Source organism: uncultured Mediterranea sp. (assembly GCF_902493215.1).
Taxonomy (GTDB): domain Bacteria; phylum Bacteroidota; class Bacteroidia; order Bacteroidales; family Bacteroidaceae; genus Bacteroides.
The window spans coordinates 150,611-168,869 of record NZ_CABUOL010000002.1 but is presented as its reverse complement, the minus strand read 5'-3'; the positions used below and the strand labels follow the sequence as shown (position 1 = coordinate 168,869).

The 18,259-nt window shown below is 55.7% G+C and carries 16 protein-coding genes; 6 read left to right on the top strand and 10 right to left on the bottom strand.

Annotated features, from left to right (window positions below; genetic code table 11):
• Positions 1–228 precede the first annotated feature (228 nt).
• The 5 genes from RDO88_RS01980 to RDO88_RS01960 form a co-directional block, all read right to left on the bottom strand.
• Positions 229–1,899: a formate--tetrahydrofolate ligase gene (locus RDO88_RS01980; protein WP_307757758.1), complete on the bottom strand. Its 1,671-nt coding sequence runs from the start codon at positions 1,897–1,899 to the stop codon at positions 229–231.
• Between the two features lie 138 nt (positions 1,900–2,037).
• Positions 2,038–2,421 carry a lipocalin family protein gene (locus RDO88_RS01975; protein ID WP_307757757.1) on the bottom strand — a complete coding sequence of 128 codons (384 nt, stop codon included), beginning with the start codon at positions 2,419–2,421 and terminating at the stop codon, positions 2,038–2,040.
• A 36-nt stretch (positions 2,422–2,457) separates the two neighbouring features.
• Positions 2,458–3,117 carry an MliC family protein gene (locus RDO88_RS01970; protein ID WP_307757756.1) on the bottom strand — a complete coding sequence of 220 codons (660 nt, stop codon included), beginning with the start codon at positions 3,115–3,117 and terminating at the stop codon, positions 2,458–2,460.
• Positions 3,118–3,305: 188 nt separating this feature from the next.
• Positions 3,306–4,166 carry a phosphodiester glycosidase family protein gene (locus RDO88_RS01965; protein WP_307757755.1) on the bottom strand — a complete coding sequence of 287 codons (861 nt, stop codon included), beginning with the start codon at positions 4,164–4,166 and terminating at the stop codon, positions 3,306–3,308.
• Positions 4,163–4,531 (bottom strand): LytTR family transcriptional regulator DNA-binding domain-containing protein, encoded by a 369-nt coding sequence (locus tag RDO88_RS01960; protein ID WP_021848147.1) that lies wholly within the window; start codon positions 4,529–4,531, stop codon positions 4,163–4,165. The genes RDO88_RS01965 and RDO88_RS01960 overlap by 4 nt, the downstream gene beginning before the upstream one ends.
• Positions 4,532–4,616: 85 nt before the next feature.
• On the opposite strand from RDO88_RS01960, the gene RDO88_RS01955 reads away from it, so the two are divergent.
• The 3 genes from RDO88_RS01955 (at position 4,617) to RDO88_RS01945 (ending at position 7,649) form a co-directional block, all read left to right on the top strand.
• Entirely contained in the window at positions 4,617–5,204 is a 588-nt protein-coding gene (locus RDO88_RS01955; RefSeq protein WP_307757754.1) for a maltose acetyltransferase domain-containing protein, read from the top strand.
• A gap of 468 nt (positions 5,205–5,672) precedes the next feature.
• Entirely contained in the window at positions 5,673–7,034 is a 1,362-nt protein-coding gene (locus RDO88_RS01950; RefSeq protein WP_307757845.1) for an MATE family efflux transporter, read from the top strand.
• 12 nt (positions 7,035–7,046) lie between these two features.
• Complete coding sequence (locus RDO88_RS01945; protein WP_021848150.1) at positions 7,047–7,649, top strand: Crp/Fnr family transcriptional regulator; 603 nt, start codon at positions 7,047–7,049, stop codon at positions 7,647–7,649.
• Here the strand turns inward: RDO88_RS01945 and RDO88_RS01940 are convergent.
• The 4 genes from RDO88_RS01940 to RDO88_RS01925 all read right to left on the bottom strand — a co-directional run bounded on the left by RDO88_RS01940 (position 7,630) and on the right by RDO88_RS01925 (position 13,048).
• A complete protein-coding gene (locus tag RDO88_RS01940) occupies positions 7,630–8,013 on the bottom strand; it encodes a hypothetical protein (protein ID WP_307757753.1) in 384 nt (127 codons plus the stop codon). The genes RDO88_RS01945 and RDO88_RS01940 overlap by 20 nt on opposite strands.
• Before the next feature lie 102 nt (positions 8,014–8,115).
• The gene (locus tag RDO88_RS01935) at positions 8,116–8,802 is read right to left on the bottom strand and encodes an ATP-binding cassette domain-containing protein (protein ID WP_307757752.1); all 687 of its coding nucleotides are present in this window, start codon (positions 8,800–8,802) and stop codon (positions 8,116–8,118) included.
• A gap of 96 nt (positions 8,803–8,898) precedes the next feature.
• Positions 8,899–11,295, bottom strand: coding sequence for an ABC transporter permease (locus tag RDO88_RS01930; RefSeq protein ID WP_307757751.1), 2,397 nt, complete (start codon positions 11,293–11,295; stop codon positions 8,899–8,901).
• A gap of 337 nt (positions 11,296–11,632) precedes the next feature.
• Entirely contained in the window at positions 11,633–13,048 is a 1,416-nt protein-coding gene (locus RDO88_RS01925) for a DUF4933 domain-containing protein (protein ID WP_307757750.1), read from the bottom strand.
• Positions 13,049–13,317: 269 nt separating this feature from the next.
• Here RDO88_RS01925 and RDO88_RS01920 point away from each other — a divergent pair, with 269 nt between their 5' ends.
• The gene (locus tag RDO88_RS01920; RefSeq protein WP_307757749.1) at positions 13,318–14,703 is read left to right on the top strand and encodes a sigma 54-interacting transcriptional regulator; all 1,386 of its coding nucleotides are present in this window, start codon (positions 13,318–13,320) and stop codon (positions 14,701–14,703) included.
• A 107-nt stretch (positions 14,704–14,810) separates the two neighbouring features.
• Positions 14,811–16,181 (top strand): ATP-binding protein, encoded by a 1,371-nt coding sequence (locus RDO88_RS01915; protein ID WP_307757748.1) that lies wholly within the window; start codon positions 14,811–14,813, stop codon positions 16,179–16,181.
• 6 nt (positions 16,182–16,187) lie between these two features.
• On the opposite strand, the gene RDO88_RS01910 is transcribed toward RDO88_RS01915, so the two are convergent.
• Entirely contained in the window at positions 16,188–17,183 is a 996-nt protein-coding gene (locus RDO88_RS01910) for a flavin reductase (RefSeq protein ID WP_307757747.1), read from the bottom strand.
• A 170-nt stretch (positions 17,184–17,353) separates the two neighbouring features.
• Here RDO88_RS01910 and RDO88_RS01905 point away from each other — a divergent pair, with 170 nt between their 5' ends.
• Complete coding sequence (locus RDO88_RS01905; RefSeq protein WP_307757746.1) at positions 17,354–18,259, top strand: helix-turn-helix domain-containing protein; 906 nt, start codon at positions 17,354–17,356, stop codon at positions 18,257–18,259.

Below are 18,259 nucleotides of genomic sequence, written 5' to 3'. Positions count from 1 at the left end.
CAAAGAGGGTGTGTCAAAATAGAGGTATCTGAGACTCTCCTCCTTCTGGAAGGAGGAGTACCCGATAGGGGGAGGTGGTAGGTGAATACATAACGCGTTGATTGATAACCCTTAGCGAAAACCTACCACCCCGCCCTTTGGGCACCCCTCCTTCCAGAAGGAGGGGAGTTAAAATTGCCTCACTTCATTTTGACACGCCCTCTTTTTATATTTAATATTTTATATCTATCAACTCAACCCTTCTATCAGCCCGTCTACAATATCGATGTGCTCAGCCTGCGGAACCTTGGGCAAGCCCGGCATACGAAGAATATCGCCGGCGATGGCTACAATCATCTCGGCTCCGTGATTGATGACGATATCCTTGATATGGAATTCGAAGTGGTCGGCCACTCCATAAGCTTTCGGGTCGGCCGAGAAGGAGTATTGTGTCTTGGCTATGCAGACAGGATAGTGAGTGATGCCCATCTGTTCGATGAGCTTCAGCATCTTGCGCGAGTGCATGCTATAGGTCACCTCACTGGCTCCATAGAGGTTGCAGGCCACTTTCTCGATCTTGCGCTCCACGCTGTCCGTCTCGTCATACGTATACTTCAACGGCTGTGAAGGACGCTGCTCGATGGTGTCTACCACCAGGCGGGCCAGGTCGACTGCTCCTTCGCCTCCTTCCGCAAATGCGTTGTTGATGGCAAAGCCCACGCCCAGCTCTTCCTCGCAATGACGGCGGATGGCTTCCACCTCCTCGTCCGTATCGCTGGCAAAGCGGTTGAAGGCCACCACGACAGTCTGGCCGAAAGAACGCAGGTTGCGCACGTGCTTGTCCAGATTGCCGAACCCTTGCTTCAGGCCTTCCAGGCTCGGTTCCTTGATGCGGTCGAGGCTCACACCGCCGTGCATCTTCAGTCCCTGGGCCGTAGCCACGATGATGGTCAGCTTGGGCTGCAGGCCGCTCTTGCGGCACTTGATGTTATAGAATTTCTCCGCACCCAGGTCGGCGCCGAAGCCGGCTTCCGTCACCACATAGTCGCCGAAGGTCATGGCCATCTTCGTAGCCAGGATGGAGTTGCATCCGTGGGCGATGTTGGCGAAAGGACCGCCGTGCACGAAGGCCGCCGTGCCCTCCGTGGTCTGCACCAGGTTGGGGTTGATGGCATCCTTCAGCAGGACCGTGATGGCACCGGCCACACCCAGATCCTTCACCGTGAAGGGTGTACCGTCGAAACGGAAACCGAGGATGATGTTCTCGATGCGGCGGCGCAGGTCATCCTGGTCCTTGGCCAGGCAGAGGATGGCCATGATTTCCGAAGCGGGCGTGATGTCGAAGCCCGACTCCTGCGTCACACCGTTGGTACTCGGCCCCAGGCCGGTGACGATGCTGCGCAGGGAGCGGTCGTTCACGTCGAGCACACGGCGCCAAAGGATTTCCTTCAGCCCGAAGCCGTCGGCCTGATGCTGGTATAGGTAGTTGTCGAGCAGAGCCGAAATCATGTTGTGGGCCGAGGTGATGGCATGGAAGTCGCCCGTAAAGTGCAGGTTGATTTTCTCCATGGGAAGCACCTGCGCATAGCCGCCGCCGGCCGCTCCGCCCTTCATGCCGAAGCAGGGGCCTAAGGATGGTTCGCGCAAGGCCACGATGGCCTTCTTGCCTATCTTGTTCAGTCCCAGTGCCAGGCCGATGGAGACGGTGGTCTTGCCGATACCGGCCTTGGTGGCCGTGATGGCCGTCACCAGGATCAGGTTGCTTTGCTTTACTTTCTCTTCATCAATGAGATGAATGGGGATTTTGGCGATGTAGCGGCCGTAGTTTTCCACTTCTTCGCGAGGTATGCCGACGCTCTCAGCCACCTGCTTGATTTTCTTGAGCTCGATGCTGCGAGCTATTTCGATATCCGACTTCATAGAGGTATACAATTGATTTAAAAAATGAAAGCACAAAAGTACGAAAAAGCCCGCAGCCTGCCAACGAAAGTCTATTGCAATTGCAGAGTGTAGTTCAAATTCGAGTCATGCTCGGCCGCAAGTCGCGGCCGGGCATGGTCAGTTCTTACTCAAGTCGGGTACTTCCTCCACCCGATAGTAGTCGATGCGGTAGGTACCGTTCTTGCCCAGCTTCAGGGAGTCTGCCGTGACGGAAACCACGTCCAGCGTGTCCGAGAAGTCCAGCGTCTGCCCGTTGCCGATGCTCTTGCCGTTGAGCACCAGCTTGCCATCGGCCAGACTCCACGATTCATACTTCAGTGTAGCCATGCCGATGGAAGCAGCGGTGCCGTCGGCGTTCAGCGTCACTCCCTGCGTGAATTGGGAGTTGACGGGCATCACCTCCAACCAGTTACCAACGAACTCTCTCTCTTCTTTTTGTGTGGCCGTGTGGCACGAGGCCAACAAGCCGGCAGCCACGGCCAGCATCATCGTCTTTTTCATGATTTATATCTTCTTATATAGATTGATTGTTTCGAGTTATTTTTCCTGCTCCACGAAGTTGATGGATGTACCGTCCCCCGTGAGCGTGAGGGTTACCTGCTTTCCTTTTCCCCTGATGTCGGCCAGCGGATTCCGATAGCCGTAGCCCGATGCGGTGACATACTGGCGGAGCAGATAGTCGATGCCGTTGTAGCGGATTTGCGCCATTCCTGCCCGCGTGAAGAAGATGGCGGAAAGTTTTTCCCCTTTCGTTCCCACGAATTCGGCCTTGAGCTGGTTCTCACAGCCGGTCGAAGCATAGAGCACCTTTCCACCCCGGCTCACCAGCCACTCGTCGAAACACTTTTCCAGCATGTAGGTATCGTCGTCCTCCACATTCCATACGGCCGTGCCGTCGGGACGGACGCGCTTGTCCAATACAACGGTTTCCTGCGGCAGAAACACTTCTGCCTTGGACGAGTCGGACGGAAACACAACATAGCCTGCCGTCGTGGCTTGCGGATCGGTGGCCGACAGGATGCGTGCGCCTTCCTCGAAGATGCGGATTTTCTTGTCGAGTACTTTGGAGTAGGTGTAGCCCTGGGCGGCATCGCTCGCTCCAATAGGGGTTTCGGCCTTGTCGGGGCTCTTGGCCTGCTTGCTGCCGCACGACATCAGCAACAACAGAGCGGCCAGACAGATAAAGTTTCTTTTCATTCCAGTATAGTTTAAATAGTTTATAACATTCGGTCCAGTTTCTCCCTTACGCAACAGGCGTCGGACGCTTGCCATCGGCCTGCACGACAAAAGTAGGTAAAAATCACCATGCCTGCAAGCCGAGGGATGCCGCCTGTTATGAAGTATACTTTATAATGTATGAAATGGCGTGTTGGACACACGAAATGTCACCGGCCGAAGACCAGATAGTTCGTGTTGGGGTAGACATGCTCTTCCGACAGCCCCAGGAAAAGAGTGTCGCCGCCCACCTTGCAGAAGGCATAGGCATCGCCGCCGGGCAGGTAGAGGGCGTCGCGCATGCCATAGTCGGCCAGGGCTTCCGAGAAGTCGTAGAGCGACTCGCGCTGGCGGCTCACCACCACGTAGACGCGGGCATCGTCGGCCTTCCGCGCCACCGCCCGCCGCAACGACTTGCCCTTCAGGCGGTTGGGCCATATCTTCCCGTCGGCCACCAGCGCATATTGCCTGAAGAAGGAACCTTGCCGCGAGGCACAATAGTTCATCACCGTGTCCGAAGCCGAAACACCCAGAAAGAGCTTCCCTTCGAGCAGGGCACCATAGCCCTCCTTCCGCTTGCCGTTGCCATAGCGGCGGCCGTCCAAGACGAAGTCGCCCACAATGCCCAGGTTGTCCTTGCGCACATCGGCGGCAGGCAGGGCCATGAGCACCGTCGTGTCCTGCACGGCAGGGCGCCCGATGCACAGGCGCGCTTCGGCTCCCTCGATGACAAACACCTGCATCGGGACGTCGTTCACCGTATCGTCCACGACACTGATGCGCACCTCCTTCGCCACGCCCGCCGCGGGTTGCTGCCCGTCTTCCAGAAGGGCCAGGTCGCTTTCCAGGGGGAAAGCATCGTTTTCCTGTGGAGAAACGGCCGTTTTCCTGAGGAGAAACCAGCCTGTTATCAGAAGGGCTACAGCCAACACGGGCAACAGATACCCAAGGAAGCGCTTGCCGCCTCCCCGCCTTCGTCCGCCGCCAGCCTGACCCAATACCTGTATTTCGTCTTCTTCGTGTCTCTTCATAATCCTGCCTCCTTTTCCAACAATTCCTTCAGCTGCCGCAGGGCCTCGCGCGAAGCCGAGAGCCTGAAAGCCCCGTCCAGCCTGCTGTCCGACAAAACCAGTTCCTGCTTCGCCAGATTGATTTTATAGATGTAGTTGCGATTGATGATCAGGCTCTTCCCGATGCGGATGAAGCAGGCCGCCTCTTCGGCCAGCTGGGTCTCGACCAGCTTCTGCATGCGCAGGAGGTTGAAGGCAAAGACGTGCTCCGTGCGGTCGTGAAGCACCACCGTCACATAGTTGCCGTCCGAGGAGATATAGGCTATCCGCTCCGGCTTCATCCTGACCAGCTCGTTCGAGTTCGATACTACCAAGACCCTTTCCATACGGGTGACTGAAAGATTTATCGCGGGCAAAATTATCGTTTTTCCGCATATATGCGCTAACTTTACCCCAAAAATATTCCTGCCGATGAAAACAGAGAAACAGAAAGCGGCCGAAGGCCTGCTCTACGATGCCAACAACGACCCCGAACTGCAACGGGAAATGCTGCAGACGCGCTGCCTGCTTCATGAGTACAACCTCCTGCCGCCCGACCGCACGGACGAGCGCGACCGCCTGATACGCCGCATCGTGCACATGGGCGAAGGCGGATGCATCATCTCGCCCTTCTATTGCGACTACGGCTACCACATCCGCATCGGCCGCAACTTCTTTGCCAACACCAACCTCGTCATCCTCGACGGAGCCGACGTCACCATCGGCGACAACGTCTTCATCGCCCCCCACGTGGGCATCTATACTGCCGGCCATCCGCTCGACACCGGCCGCCGCAACGCAGGCCTGGAGTATGCCTACCCCGTCCGCATCGGCAACAACGTGTGGATAGGCGGCAACGTGGTCATCCTGCCGGGTGTAACCATCGGCGACGGAGCCGTCATCGGCGCAGGCAGCGTGGTGACGCGCGACATCCCCGCCCATACGCTGGCCGTGGGCAATCCCTGCCGCCCCCTGCGACGGCTGGAAGAGGAAGCGACAGAAGACACGCCCCGGCCGTAGTCCTGAAAATTATTTACGAATAAAATCTCTTTTTGCCTGTTTTCAGATTTCTCCCCATCCCTGCTTCCCTCATCGGCCGGCAGAAGGGCTTCCCCATGCCAACGAATCCGTATTTCACTGATAATCAGTATCGATTTTTTCAGGTGCACCCTTGATTTTACCTGAAAGGTTTTCAGGTTTTGTTCAGGCACGACCTGAATACCTTTCAGGTAGGGACTGAAGGGTCTTCAGGTTTAACCTGAAAGGCTTTCAGGTAGGACCTGAAAAGTATTCAGGTTGCACCTGAAAAAGGGGAGCATAGCAAGGAGGCTCACTTTTGTTTACAAACAAGCCGCTATCCGGAAGGAAATGGGGCAGCGGGGAGGAATTAATTATCATTTGTTAATCTTCCGCGCCAAACTTTGGCTTACCTTTGCACCCGCAAAAACGAAAAGAGCTATGACAACGAAAAACGACAATCACACTCCGCTGAAAGACAGCATCGACTTCGGCAGCATGCACATCCCCACCCTGTTCAGGAAGCTGCTGATACCCACCGTGCTGGGCATGGTGTTTTCGGCCATCTTCATCATTACGGACGGCATCTTTGTGGGCAAGGGCATCGGCAGCGACGCGCTGGCGGCGGTCAACATCACCGCTCCGCTGTTCCTCATCAATACGGGCGTGGCGCTGATGTTCGGCATTGGGGCGTCGGTCGTGGCGTCCATCCACCTGTCGCACGGCAAGCCGAAGGTGGCTCGCATCAACGTGACGCAGGCCGTCATCGTCTCGTCCCTGCTGCTCATTGCCTATGCCGCGGCCATCCTGGGCAACGTGGAGCAGGTGGCCCGCCTGCTGGGCAGCAGCGATCGGCTGCTCCCGCTGGCCGTGGAGTATATGTACTGGTTCGTGCCCTTCCTGGTGTTCAGCGCGCTGCTCAGCTCGGGCATGTTCTTCGTGCGGCTCGACGGCTCGCCCAACTATGCCATGACGTGCAACATCGTGGCCGCGCTCATCAACATCTTCCTCGACTGGCTGTTCATCTACGTCCTCCGGTGGGGCATGTTCGGTGCCGCACTGGCCACCAGCCTGGGCTACATCTTCGGGGCACTGATGATTCTCTTCTACCTCCTGCAACGCCGGCACGTCATCCGCCTGGAGCGCATCAAGCTGAGCCTGAAGAGCCTGCGGCTGACGGTGCGCAACGTGGGCTACATGATGCGCCTGGGCCTCTCCACCTTCCTGTGCGAAGCGGCCATCGCTACCATGATGTTCGTGGGCAATTACGTCTTCATCCGCTACCTGGGCGAGGACGGCGTGGCGGCCTTCAGCATCGCCTGCTACTTCTTCCCCATCATCTTTATGGTATATAATGCCATCGCCCAGTCGGCACAGCCCATCCTGAGCTACAACTACGGAGCCTCGCAACCCGAGCGGGTACGGTCGGCCTTCCGCCTGGCCCTGTGGACGGCGGTGGTGTGCGGCGTGGTGGTGTTCCTCGTCACGGAGTTCTTCACCGAGCAGATTGTAGGCATGTTTGTCGATACCCATTATCCGGCCTACCGCATCGCCGTGGAGGGACTTCCGCTCTTTGCCGCCGGCTTCGTGTGCTTCGGCGTGAACATTGTGTCCATCGGCTACTTTCAGAGTGTGGAGCGCGACCGCCCCGCCATGGCCGTCACCCTGCTGCGCGGCTTCATCCTGGTGCTGCTGTGCTTCTGGCTGATGCCCGCCGTGATGGGTGTACCCGGCATCTGGCTGGCCGTACCTGCCGCCGAGACGCTGACGCTGCTCTTCGTGCTGACCATCTATTGCCGGGGCAGAAAGAGGAAAGAGAAACTCGGAGAATGAAAATAAAGAGATATGGAAAAATTCGTCGATATATTCAGCAAGAAATACAACCTGAACAGCAAGGACGCCGCTTCCCTGCTGGCGCTGATGGAACCCGTGACCTACCGCCGCGGCGAGATGCTGGTGCGCGAAGGCGAACTCAACACCTCGTTCCATCTGATAGGCCAGGGTATCTGGCGCGGTTATTACTTGCGCAATGGGGTGGACGTGAGCATCTGGTTTGCCACCACGGGCGAATCGCTCTTCTCCACCCGCGGCTATATGGGCGGACGGCCGTCGGGTACGTCCATCGAGGCCATGAGCGACAGCCTGCTCTACCGCATCGGCAGGCAGGAGCTGGAAGCCTTCTTCCACTCGTCGGCAGCAGCTGCCAACCTGGGACGGCGGATGTTCGAACGGGAATTTCTGGTATTCGAGGAGCGGCTCATCAACGAAGGGGCCACACAGGCCAAGGAGCGCTATCTGTCACTGCTCGAACGCATGCCCGAGCTGCTGCAACATGTACCGCTGAAGCACATCGCCTCCTATCTCTACATCACCCCCCAGTCGCTGAGCCGCATCCGTGCCGAACTGGCCCGAAAGGCAGGCGGTGAACCTACTCGCCCACGCGAATAATCGCCTGCACCTCTACCACGCCATCATAGTCGGCGGCAAAGCCTTCGGACGAAGGCCCCATCATCTTCACCTTCAATTCGGCGGAAACAGGGGTGTAGGGTTTGGCATCAGCCGGAAGAGCCTCCTCGTAACGTTTCTTCAGCTCGCCCGAACGGTCCACCACCCAATAGGACAGGGTATCGCCGTCGGGAGTGAACGAATAGGCTTCGTGCCCCATCACCAGGCGCCCGCTACATGTAACTACAGAATCGGAAACGGCAGATGTTTCCTGTTGCACACTACCCTCCTGCTTCTGTGCGGCAGGACGGCAGGCGGCCAGCCACAGGCCGGCCGACACGACAAAAAGAACAGTCAGTTTTTTCATGTTTATACAGGTTTACGAATTAAACGACAACGAAGATAATCATTATTCTGCCATAACCACACTCTTATAGACAAATATTTGCAGACAAGAAGTGGCACCCCGTCACCTCGTCGAGCTTTCCGTCAGGATGACGCCGTCCATCATGCGGATGATGCGGCGTGCCTCGCGGGCGTTCTCCTCGGAGTGGGTCACCATGACTACCGTGGCGCCGTCGGCATTGAGTTCCTTCAGCAAGGACATCACTTCGTTGCCGTTGGCCGAGTCAAGGTTACCGGTCGGTTCGTCGGCCAGGATGATTTTGGGATTGGTGACAATGGCACGTGCAATGGCCACACGCTGCTGCTGGCCACCGCTGAGCTGCTGCGGGTAGTGCTCCGAGCGATGGGTAATCTGCATGCGGTCGAGGGCACGGTTCACACGCTCCACCCGTTCGCGGACGGGTACGCCGGCATAGAGCAGGGGCAGTTCGACGTTCTCGAACACCGTCAGTTCGTCTATCAGGTTGAAGCTCTGGAAGACGAAGCCCAGGTTGCCGTTGCGCAGGTCGGTGCGGTCGTTCTCCTTCCACTTGGACACTTCCTGCCCCATGAACCACAATTCGCCCGAGGTAGGATTGTCCAGCAGGCCCATGATGTTGAGCAATGTGGACTTGCCACAGCCCGACGGGCCCATGATGGCTACAAACTCGCCCGGATAGATTTCCAGGTTCACTTCATTCAATGCGGTTGTCTGCACGCTTTCGGTGCGGAATATTTTGGTCAGGCCCACGGCCTTGATTACGTTATTCATTTCCAAGTTTTTTTAGTGGTTAGTGATTAGTGGTTAGTGGTTAGCGGTCATCCGAATGGCATACTAACCGCTCACCCCTCACCGCTAACCGTTATATTACTCGTATCTCAACGACTCTACCGGATTCTGCGACGCCTTGCGCCACGTCTGCCCTACGACCGTCAGCAGCGTAATGGCCGCCGTCAGCAGGCCGGCCAGCAGGAAGAGCCACCAGCTGATGGGCGTCTGATAGGCAAACTCGCTGAGCCAGTTGCTCATCAGCCAGTAACCCACGGGGCAGGCCACCACGAAGGCAATACCCACCCAGACGAGGTACTCGCGGCAGAACATGCGCACGATGCGGTCGGAATGTGCGCCGTTCACCTTGCGGATGCCTATCTCCTTGGTGCGCTGCTCGGTGGAGAGCGCCACGAGGCCGAACACGCCCATCACGGCAATAACGATGGCCAGCACGGTGAAGAACAGCAGCATGCGGCTCTGCTGGTGCTCGCGGGCATAGTTCTGGTTCAGCTTGTCGGAGAAGAACTGGTAGCTGAATTCCTTGATGAAGGCATCGTCGCGCTTGGCGAACTCCTCGAACTTCTCCTTGATAAAGGCCAGTGTCTGCTGCCGCCGTTCGGGAACTATCTTGATGTAGAGGTATTGCACGGCTTCGGGGCTGTACCAGATGTAGGCAGGCTTGATCTGCTCGCGCATGGACTGGAAGTTGAAGTCCTTCACCACCCCCACGATGCGTAATGGTCTGCGTCCCTCAGGACGGATTTCCATCCCAATGGGGTCGGCCACCTTCATGGCACGCCAGGCCGTCTCGTTGATGACAACAGTCTTCGTTTTGCTGAAGTCCCAGTATTGGCTGAAGTCGGAGTCCATCAGCTTGCCCTTCACCAGCTCCATGCCGAAGGTCTTCACAAAATCGCCGTCGGCCCACAGCTGTACCATGCGCAGGGAGTCGGTGCGGCCGTCCACATCGGTCCACTCCACCTTGCTTCCGTCCTTGAAACTGGTGCCTTCGCCGAAATTCCCGAGATCGGTTGTCATGGAGACACCTTTGATGTCGGGATTGCGCAGCAGCTCCTGCTTGAACTCGCCCACGTTGTACCACAGGCTGGTGTAGATAGTCACAATGTTCTCCTTGTCCAACCCCATGTCCTTGTTCTGCATGTAGTGCAGCTGCTTGAAGACGATACCCGTGAGCAGCATCAGCACCAGGGCGATGACAAACTGCACGCACACCAGCCCGCGTATCAGCCCGCCTTTGCGCCCCGTCTTGCGACCGCCCTTGAAGGCCAGCAGCGGGTTGACGGACGACAGGTAGAAGGCCGGATAGCTGCCCGCCAGGCAACCTACGCCCACGATGCCGAAGAGCATGTAGAACACCACGCTCCAACTGGCCTCCAGCCGCAGGTCGGTCTCCATCACCCGGTTGAACAGGGGCAGCGTCAGCTCCGTCAGCGCCAAAGCCAGCAGCAGGGCGATGCACGCCTGTACCATCCCCTCGGACAAGAATTGCCCGATGAGCACCCGTCGCTTGGCTCCCGTCACCTTACGCACGCCCACTTCCTTGTAGCGCAGCGAGGCACGGGCGGTGGACAGGGTGGTGAAGTTGAACGCTCCCATGAAGATGATGAGCACCGCCAGGGCGATGAACAGATAGACGGTAGCCAGGTTGCCGTGCTGCTTCACATTGGAGTCGGCAAAGCGGGTATGCAGGTAGATGTCGTGCAGGGGCTGGAAATTGAGGCGCACATTCTTCTCGCCACGGTCGGCCATCAGACGGCTCATGGCCTGTGCCTCGCTGCGGAACATGGCAGAGCCTTCCTTCATCTTGACATAAACGTGCAGAGATTCCGTAAAGGTATTCCAGTTGCCCCAGGTGAACGCATCCATCGACTTGGCCAAATCGAAGCGGATGTGGCTCTTGCGGGGAATGTCAACCACGGCCACCACCGTATAGACATCGTTGATGATGTCGCCGAACGAATAGGTCAGCTTCTGCCCGACAGCCGGGGCCGAACCGAAGAACTTGCGGGCCAGTTCGGCAGAGAGGACCACATTCTTCGAATCGTCGTTGATGCGTTGGGGGACGCCTTCCACCACGGGGAAAGAGAAGAAACGGAAGAACGTACTGTCCACATAGACATCTTCCGCCGTTATCATTTTTCCTTCCCCCGCCCCATACGAGTGCCGGTCGCCGTACTTGATGGACGTGGCGTCCTCCACCTGCGGGAATTTCTGCCGGAAGTCCATGGCGAGTACACGCGGCAGGTAGGGTGACTCCTTAATCTCCCCACCCGCTTCGCGGTGAAGCTCCGTCACACGAAAAATACGGTTGCCGTCGCGGAAGCAGTCGTCGTGCGTCAGTTCGTCCACCACCCACAGGTAGATGAGGAAGGCCGCCGTCAGGCCCAGCACAAACCCCATCAGGTTGATGGAGGAGAACAGCAGGCTCCGGCGGATGAGCCGAAGCGCCACTTTGATGTAATGTCTTAGCATAAGGTTCATTAAGTTTATAAGTTATGTGAATTAGGATGGCATGCCAGTCCTGTATAAATTTAAATTACCATCGTTCCTCCCTCTTTGTCCAACTCCGCTTTTCAGGTCTCCAAACCGTTCCTTAGGGAATGTTTGAAACATAGAGGGGGAATGTTTCAAACATAGGGGCCGAATGTTTCAAACATAAGCCCCCCAGGGTTGAAACCCATCTTTCGGGAAGAATAGAGCCAAGAGGTACAGGATGTTTTCTCTTGTAAGAATAATTCATTGCATTCTCTTACAACTTATACATCCTCATGCGTTATTCTATCCTTCGTTTATATCCGGCACCGCTTCCTCAGCGGGAAGGAGGCGGTAGCGGCGGAGGAGGCGTACCTGTGGTCTTTCGGGATATGGACGTATCGGACAAGAAGCAAATCACAACCTCCTTCTCTGTCACACCTTTCGGAGCGACACGCTCTCCGTCGGCGCGCTTCCCGTTGTCCACCAGGTACAACTTCCCGTCTGCCTCGCCGGCGGGATAGCCGGAAAAGGTGCGGCCTTCGCATGCAAAGGAAAACTCCGGATAGGCCACGAGTCCCTGCTTGTTGTGCGCAGGCGGCAGGGAATAAGAATGACCTGTCTGCTTGTCATGGACCAGCGTATAGAGTTTCACCGTGCCCGCCTTGCGGGAGTTGGGGCAATCGTGTCCCTCGGCCAGGCGTAGGAAGAGATAACGGCTGGTCTCCACCCACCCGTCTACGAACCAGTACCCCTCCAGCGGATTGGAGAGTTTCTCCGTGACATACCGTCCCGTGGGACGCTTCAGCGGACCAAAGTCCAACTGCCAGACAGCTTTCAACGTGGAAACATCTGTCAGTTCGTAGACGGTGTTGTCGTAAGCCATGCGCAGGCGGGGCTTGCCCTGATACAGATAGATGTGATTTCCCTCTGCCGCCCGATAGGTAGACGTAGGCGTATAGTCGCCGCCGTCGTTCACGGTGAAACGGCACAGCGTGTCGCCCTTCAGCCCGAAGGTGTAGAGGGTGGAAGTGAAGGAAAGCAGGCAGAAGTAACCTCCCTCGATGGCACAAGGACTGGAACCTTGTCCCTTGGCAGGAAGGCGGGCAGTCAGACAGTCACCTGTCCAGGGTTCGGAAACGTCAGACAAGACGTCCCATGGCAGGTTGACGATATACGTGCCGCGCTTTTCGCCGGTGAAGTCACGGTAAGTGCCACGCAACATGCGGGCCGAAGCATCGTAATCCATAACCCCCAACACCTGTTTCGGGGATGCAAACGACACACTGCCTTCGTGCTTCACATCCACCTTGCCGCGGAAAAGCGTTTTCTTCAGCCGGAAATCATTCCCAAGCAGGTACAACCCCTGGACACCTTGCAACAACCACCGGCCTTCCACCTGCAACAACGGGGCGGGATACAACATATCTTCCACCCCCGTAGGCCGGAAGTCCGGATAACCCAGTTCGTTGGGTTTCGGTTGATACACGTTCTTCAAGGCTGCGACCACGTCGATGACCTTCACCCCGGCGCGGATGATGTTCGGTGTATACTTGATGCCCGCAGGTGGTCGATAATCGGCGGCAAAGGTGTCTTTCCCGGCCAACTGCCGTTTCAGGGAGTCAGTGCGGGCGGCCTGCATCTCCAGTTCGGCCGCCGCTTCTTCCCGACTCATGCCCGGACGACGTTGCTTGCACGAGGTTCCTGTGGCCAGCAGAAGCAAGACCAGTAAAGGTAAAGAAAGTCTGTTCATCACGATATACATTCGATTTACAAAGAAAACAGGGCAATATCTGTGCCAAACCATCAAGTTGCTATCCATCAACTGCTTATTATCAGAAGGAAAGAGAAAAAACGTCCGATTCCGTACACCAATCGCACGTTTTCGTACAGGGATTATCAGAAAAGAATCACTATCTTTGTAGGCACCACAGATTACACAGATGAACACAGATTTTATGATTATCGCGAGAAAATAATCTGTGCCAATCCGTGTAATCTGTGGTGCAAAACAAAGCCTCCATGAAAAAAGGAAAGATACTCATCGTAGACGACAACGAAGACATCCTCTTTACCCTGAAGATGTTGCTGCGCCCGCTGGCCGAACAGGTGACTACCCTCGACGACCCGCGCGAGATGCTGCCCCTGTTATCGCGCGTCAGGCACAACGTCATCCTGCTGGACATGAACTTCCGCCGTGACGCCGTCAGCGGGCGCGAAGGCTTCGCCTGGCTGGAAGAGATATTGAAACTCGACCCGCAGGCGGTAGTCATCTTCATCACCGCCTACAGCGACACGGAGAAGGCGGTGCAGGCCATCAAGCAGGGAGCCACGGACTTCATCCCCAAGCCCTGGCAGAACGACAAACTGCTGGCCACCGTGTCCGCCGCCCTGCAACTCAGCTTCAGCCGGCACGAGGTAAAGGTGCTCAAGGAACAGAAGAAGACCCTCGAACAACAGGCCGAAGCACTGGCCACACCTGCCGAACCGACGCACATCATCGGCGAGTCGGCCGCCATGCAGGCCCTGCTACAAACCGTGCGCAAGTGCTCGGACACCGATGCCAACCTCCTGCTGCTGGGCGAGAACGGTACGGGCAAGGACCTGCTGGCCCGCTACATTTATGAGCAGTCGCCCCGCCGCACGAAACCCTACGTAGCCATCGACCTGGGCAGCATTCCCGAACCGCTGTTCGAGAGCGAGCTGTTCGGTTACGAGAAAGGTGCCTTCACCGATGCCCGCCGCTCCAAACCGGGACGCATGGAGGCAGCCGCGGGCGGCACACTCTTCCTGAACGAGATAGGCAACCTCAGCCTGCCCATGCAGGCCAAGCTGCTCTCCGTCATCGAACAGCGGCGTGCCTCGCGCCTGGGCTCCACTGCCGCCTATCCCGTGGACGTGCGGCTGATCTGTGCCACCAACACCGACCTCTATGCCGCCATCGACCGCCGCGAGTTCCGCCAGGACCTGCTCTACCGCATCAACACCATCGAACTCCGCCTGCCTCCCCTGCGCGAGCGGGGCGACGACCTCTTCCTACTGGCCGACTTCTTCGTGCAACGCTATGCCCGCAAATATCACAAGGAGATAAAAGGTATCGGTCATGAGGCACGCCGCCAACTGCAGCAGTACCGCTGGCCGGGCAATGTGCGCGAGCTGGAACATGCCGTGGAGCGGGCAGTTATCCTCTCCTCCGGCCCGATGCTTGCCGCCCGCGACTTCCACCTGCAAAGCCGCCTGACGCACGAACCGCTGGACGAGAAGGAACGTTACAACCTGGAGCGCATCGAGCGCGAAAGCATCGACGAAGTGCTCCGCCTGTGTAACGGTAACATCACCCTGGCCGCCGAGATGCTGGGCATCACGCGGACGTCGCTGTACCGAAGAATTGAGAAGTATAAATTGTAATGGTCACCACAGAGGACACAGAGTTACACGGAGTTCTTTATTGGTAATTCCTTTTAAAACTCTGTGCTACTCTGTGTCCTCTGTGGTGAACAAAAAATTTCTGTCAGATGAAAACGACCTCTACCCACTGGACCCATACCCCCCTGCTGCTTACCGCCGCCCTGCCGGCCTCGTGCCTCCTCACGGCCTGGATGGCAGTACACGGTTTCTATATCAACACGTGCCTGGCCGCCCTGCTGACGCTGGGCATTGCCTGGGCCGTCTGCCGGTATATGAAGCGCACATCGCGCCTCATGGAGCAGTTTGTGCAATCGGTGCGCTATTCCGAGTTTCCCGAAGCCTTCGGCAGCAATCATACAGGTGGCCATCGCGGCCTGCCGCCCGAATTGCTGGACAGCATGCAGGAGGCGCTGGAACACTACCGCACCAACCTGCAACGCAAGGAAGGCCGCCTGCTCTACTTCCAGGCCCTGGCCAACCACATCGACACCGCCGTACTGGTCTATACGCCACAAGGCAACATCGAATGGAAAAACGAGGCCGCTACCCGCCTGCTGGCTTCCGCCGTGGACGAACAGCAGAAAGACACCTGGGTACTGAAGGCTCCGAAGACCGTAGAAGACCTCCGCCTCTTCCATCCCGACCTACCACAGCTACTACGTGATCTGCATCCTGGCTCACTCCACGTAATTCAGGTACACAGGCAGGAAGAAGGTACGCAACTGGCCTTGTCGGGCCTGGAATTCATCCTGCAAGGACGGAAACTGATCATTGCCAGCCTGAAGAACATCCATTCGGCACTCGACACCCAGGAGACACTGGCCTGGCAGAAACTGATACGGGTACTGACCCACGAAATCATGAACTCCGTCACCCCCATCGTCTCCCTGGCCGAACTGCTGGGCAAGCAGGTAGAAGGACTGGAAGGGAATGAACAAGAAAAGGAAGACATGCAGCAGATGCTTGCCACCATTGCCCGACGGGGAAACGCACTGACCCGCTTCGTAGGCAGCTATCGGGAAGTATCGCACCTACCCCCACCCCTGCTGCAACCTCTCGACACTACTGCCCTGCTGGAAGATGTCGTCCGCTTCATGCAAACCGAAGACAACGACCTGCATCTCACACCGCCCCCCGCCCCGCTCCGCCTCCTGGCCGACAAAGGGCAGGTGGAGCAGGTGCTCATCAACCTGATCAAGAACGCCCGCGAGAACGAAGCCCGTAGTATCACCCTCTCGGCAGGTGTCACCACCTCCACGGGCCGCCTCTTCCTGCGCGTGACAGATGACGGAACCGGCATCGAGCCCGAGGTTCAGGAACGCATCTTCGTCCCCTTCTTCACCACCAAACCCGGCGGTTCGGGCATCGGCCTCACACTGGCCCGCCAGATTATGCACCAGCACGGCGGCACCATCGACGTGCGTTCCTGTCCCGGCGAAGGGAGTGTATTTACACTGCTGTTTCCGTACAATTATTAGTTATTTCTACTGAATGAAGTTGTTGATCCGATTAGCCGGATTGAGCGGGGTCTGGTCAGACAGAACCAGTGACTTGACCATGTGCAATGTTCCCTGCTTGTATCGTTGAAAATGCTCGGATGCGATATGCTTTTCATAAGCCTCTCTGCTCGCATAAGTTTCGAGAATCGTCACCCTACAGGGATTCTCCTTCTCGCTGACCGCATACATTGTCAATACTCCGGGTTCGGTACGCAGAGAGACTTCGCCGACTTCCACCGCATACCTGAGATACGCATCGAGATACTGCGGATAGATTTCAATCTTCGACAACCGTACTATACCGTCGGCAGCCATCGGTTCTTTAGCACACATGGCAGGTGCATTGTCCAACTGGAGGCATTTGCCTATCACTTCTCCGGTAGCCAGATAGGAATAGGTCGGGAAATCAAACAATACGGGTTTCAGCCGGGTATAGTCGGGCTTTCCGTTATCACCAAGGACATCGGGCGAGACATACGTATTGACAACTGAACAGATAAAATTGTCGAATCCGTCTGTTTCGTAAATGTCTACTACATTACACTCCATTGTCAGCGGTGAGATATCGATGACAGGTGTGCCGTTTTCGCCTATATGATATTCGAAGACCTCTGATTTATCAACGGATGCTCCACTTACACTCCCCACATAATCGGCCTTCGGAAGCATTTCGCGGCTTACGAGACTGACGGAGAGTTTTTTGGATTTTCTGATTCCCTGATTGGTATAATGGCTTTTGCTCATACTCAATAGGATTCTGTCATGACCGATGATACCTGTATGCCCTACTACAAGCCAGTTCACTTTGCCTTCTACTTCTGCCCCAACAACTGTCATCGGCTTCGGATAGAGTGCCAACAAGTTTCCAATGTTCTGTTTCTCTGTTTCCATAATGTTTGAATGATTCGTTTCTCTTTTCTCTGTCGTGTTGCATGACAGCAACCCACAAAGAAGCATGGTACATAATATAAATCTTATCATATTCTCTGGTAGTTTATCTTAGATGATACAAAATTAGAAAGCTCCTATAAGACAGAAATGACAATAAGTGGAATGTTTGTATCCTTTTTACTGATATAAACTGGTTCTTACTCCTCTTCTAACTGGAAATTCTTATCTTTGTAGTTGGACACCCAATTTATATAAGCTTCATGAGCAAGATATTGAAAGTAAAAAATGTGAGTGATTACAGTCACTATGTCGGTGCTGCAGACTTTCATCCATGGGTCAACGTCATCGACTTTGCGGAAGTATCGCCTGTGCGCCATTGCCTGAACAACTATGGAGTATATGGTATATTCTTACACGACGAATCAGAAATAGACTTGGCATACGGTCGCGGAAAATACGATTATCATAAAGGAACACTCATTTGTGTAGCTCCCGGCCAAATAGGAGGTAAGGAAGACAACGGCGAAGAGGTTTATCTGACAGGATGGGCGTTGCTATTTCATCCTGACCTATTGCAGGGAACGTACTTGGAAAAGAAAATCAAAGATTATTCTTTTTTCGACTATCGCGTCAACGAGGCTCTGCACATGACCGACGAGGAACGTGATTTATTCATTTCGCTGATGAGACAAACCCGTCAGGAAATCGAGCATAAACATGATGCTGTTCAAAATGCGATTATCATAGACTACATCGGACTGATGTTGAATTTCTGCCAAAGGTTCTATAACCGACAATTTACGACCCGTGAACCGGAAAACTCAGATGTACTCATGAAGTTTAATAACTTATTGCGGAATTATTTCGATGATAACCAACAGCTATCGCTCGGTTTGCCCACTGTCCAGTATTTTGCAGACAAGCTTTGTATGTCACCCAACTATTTCGGTGATCTCATAAAAAAGACAACCGGAGACACAGCAAGCAATTATATCCGCCAATACATCGTTCAAGAAGCCAAGAACCAACTCGCCAGTGGAACAGGTGTTGCCCAAGTAGCATACAGCTTGGGGTTTGAATATTCCCAGCACTTGAGCCGCATGTTCAAGAAACAAACAGGAATGACACCGTCGGAATATTGCCTGAGTATCCAGAATAAAAAGTAA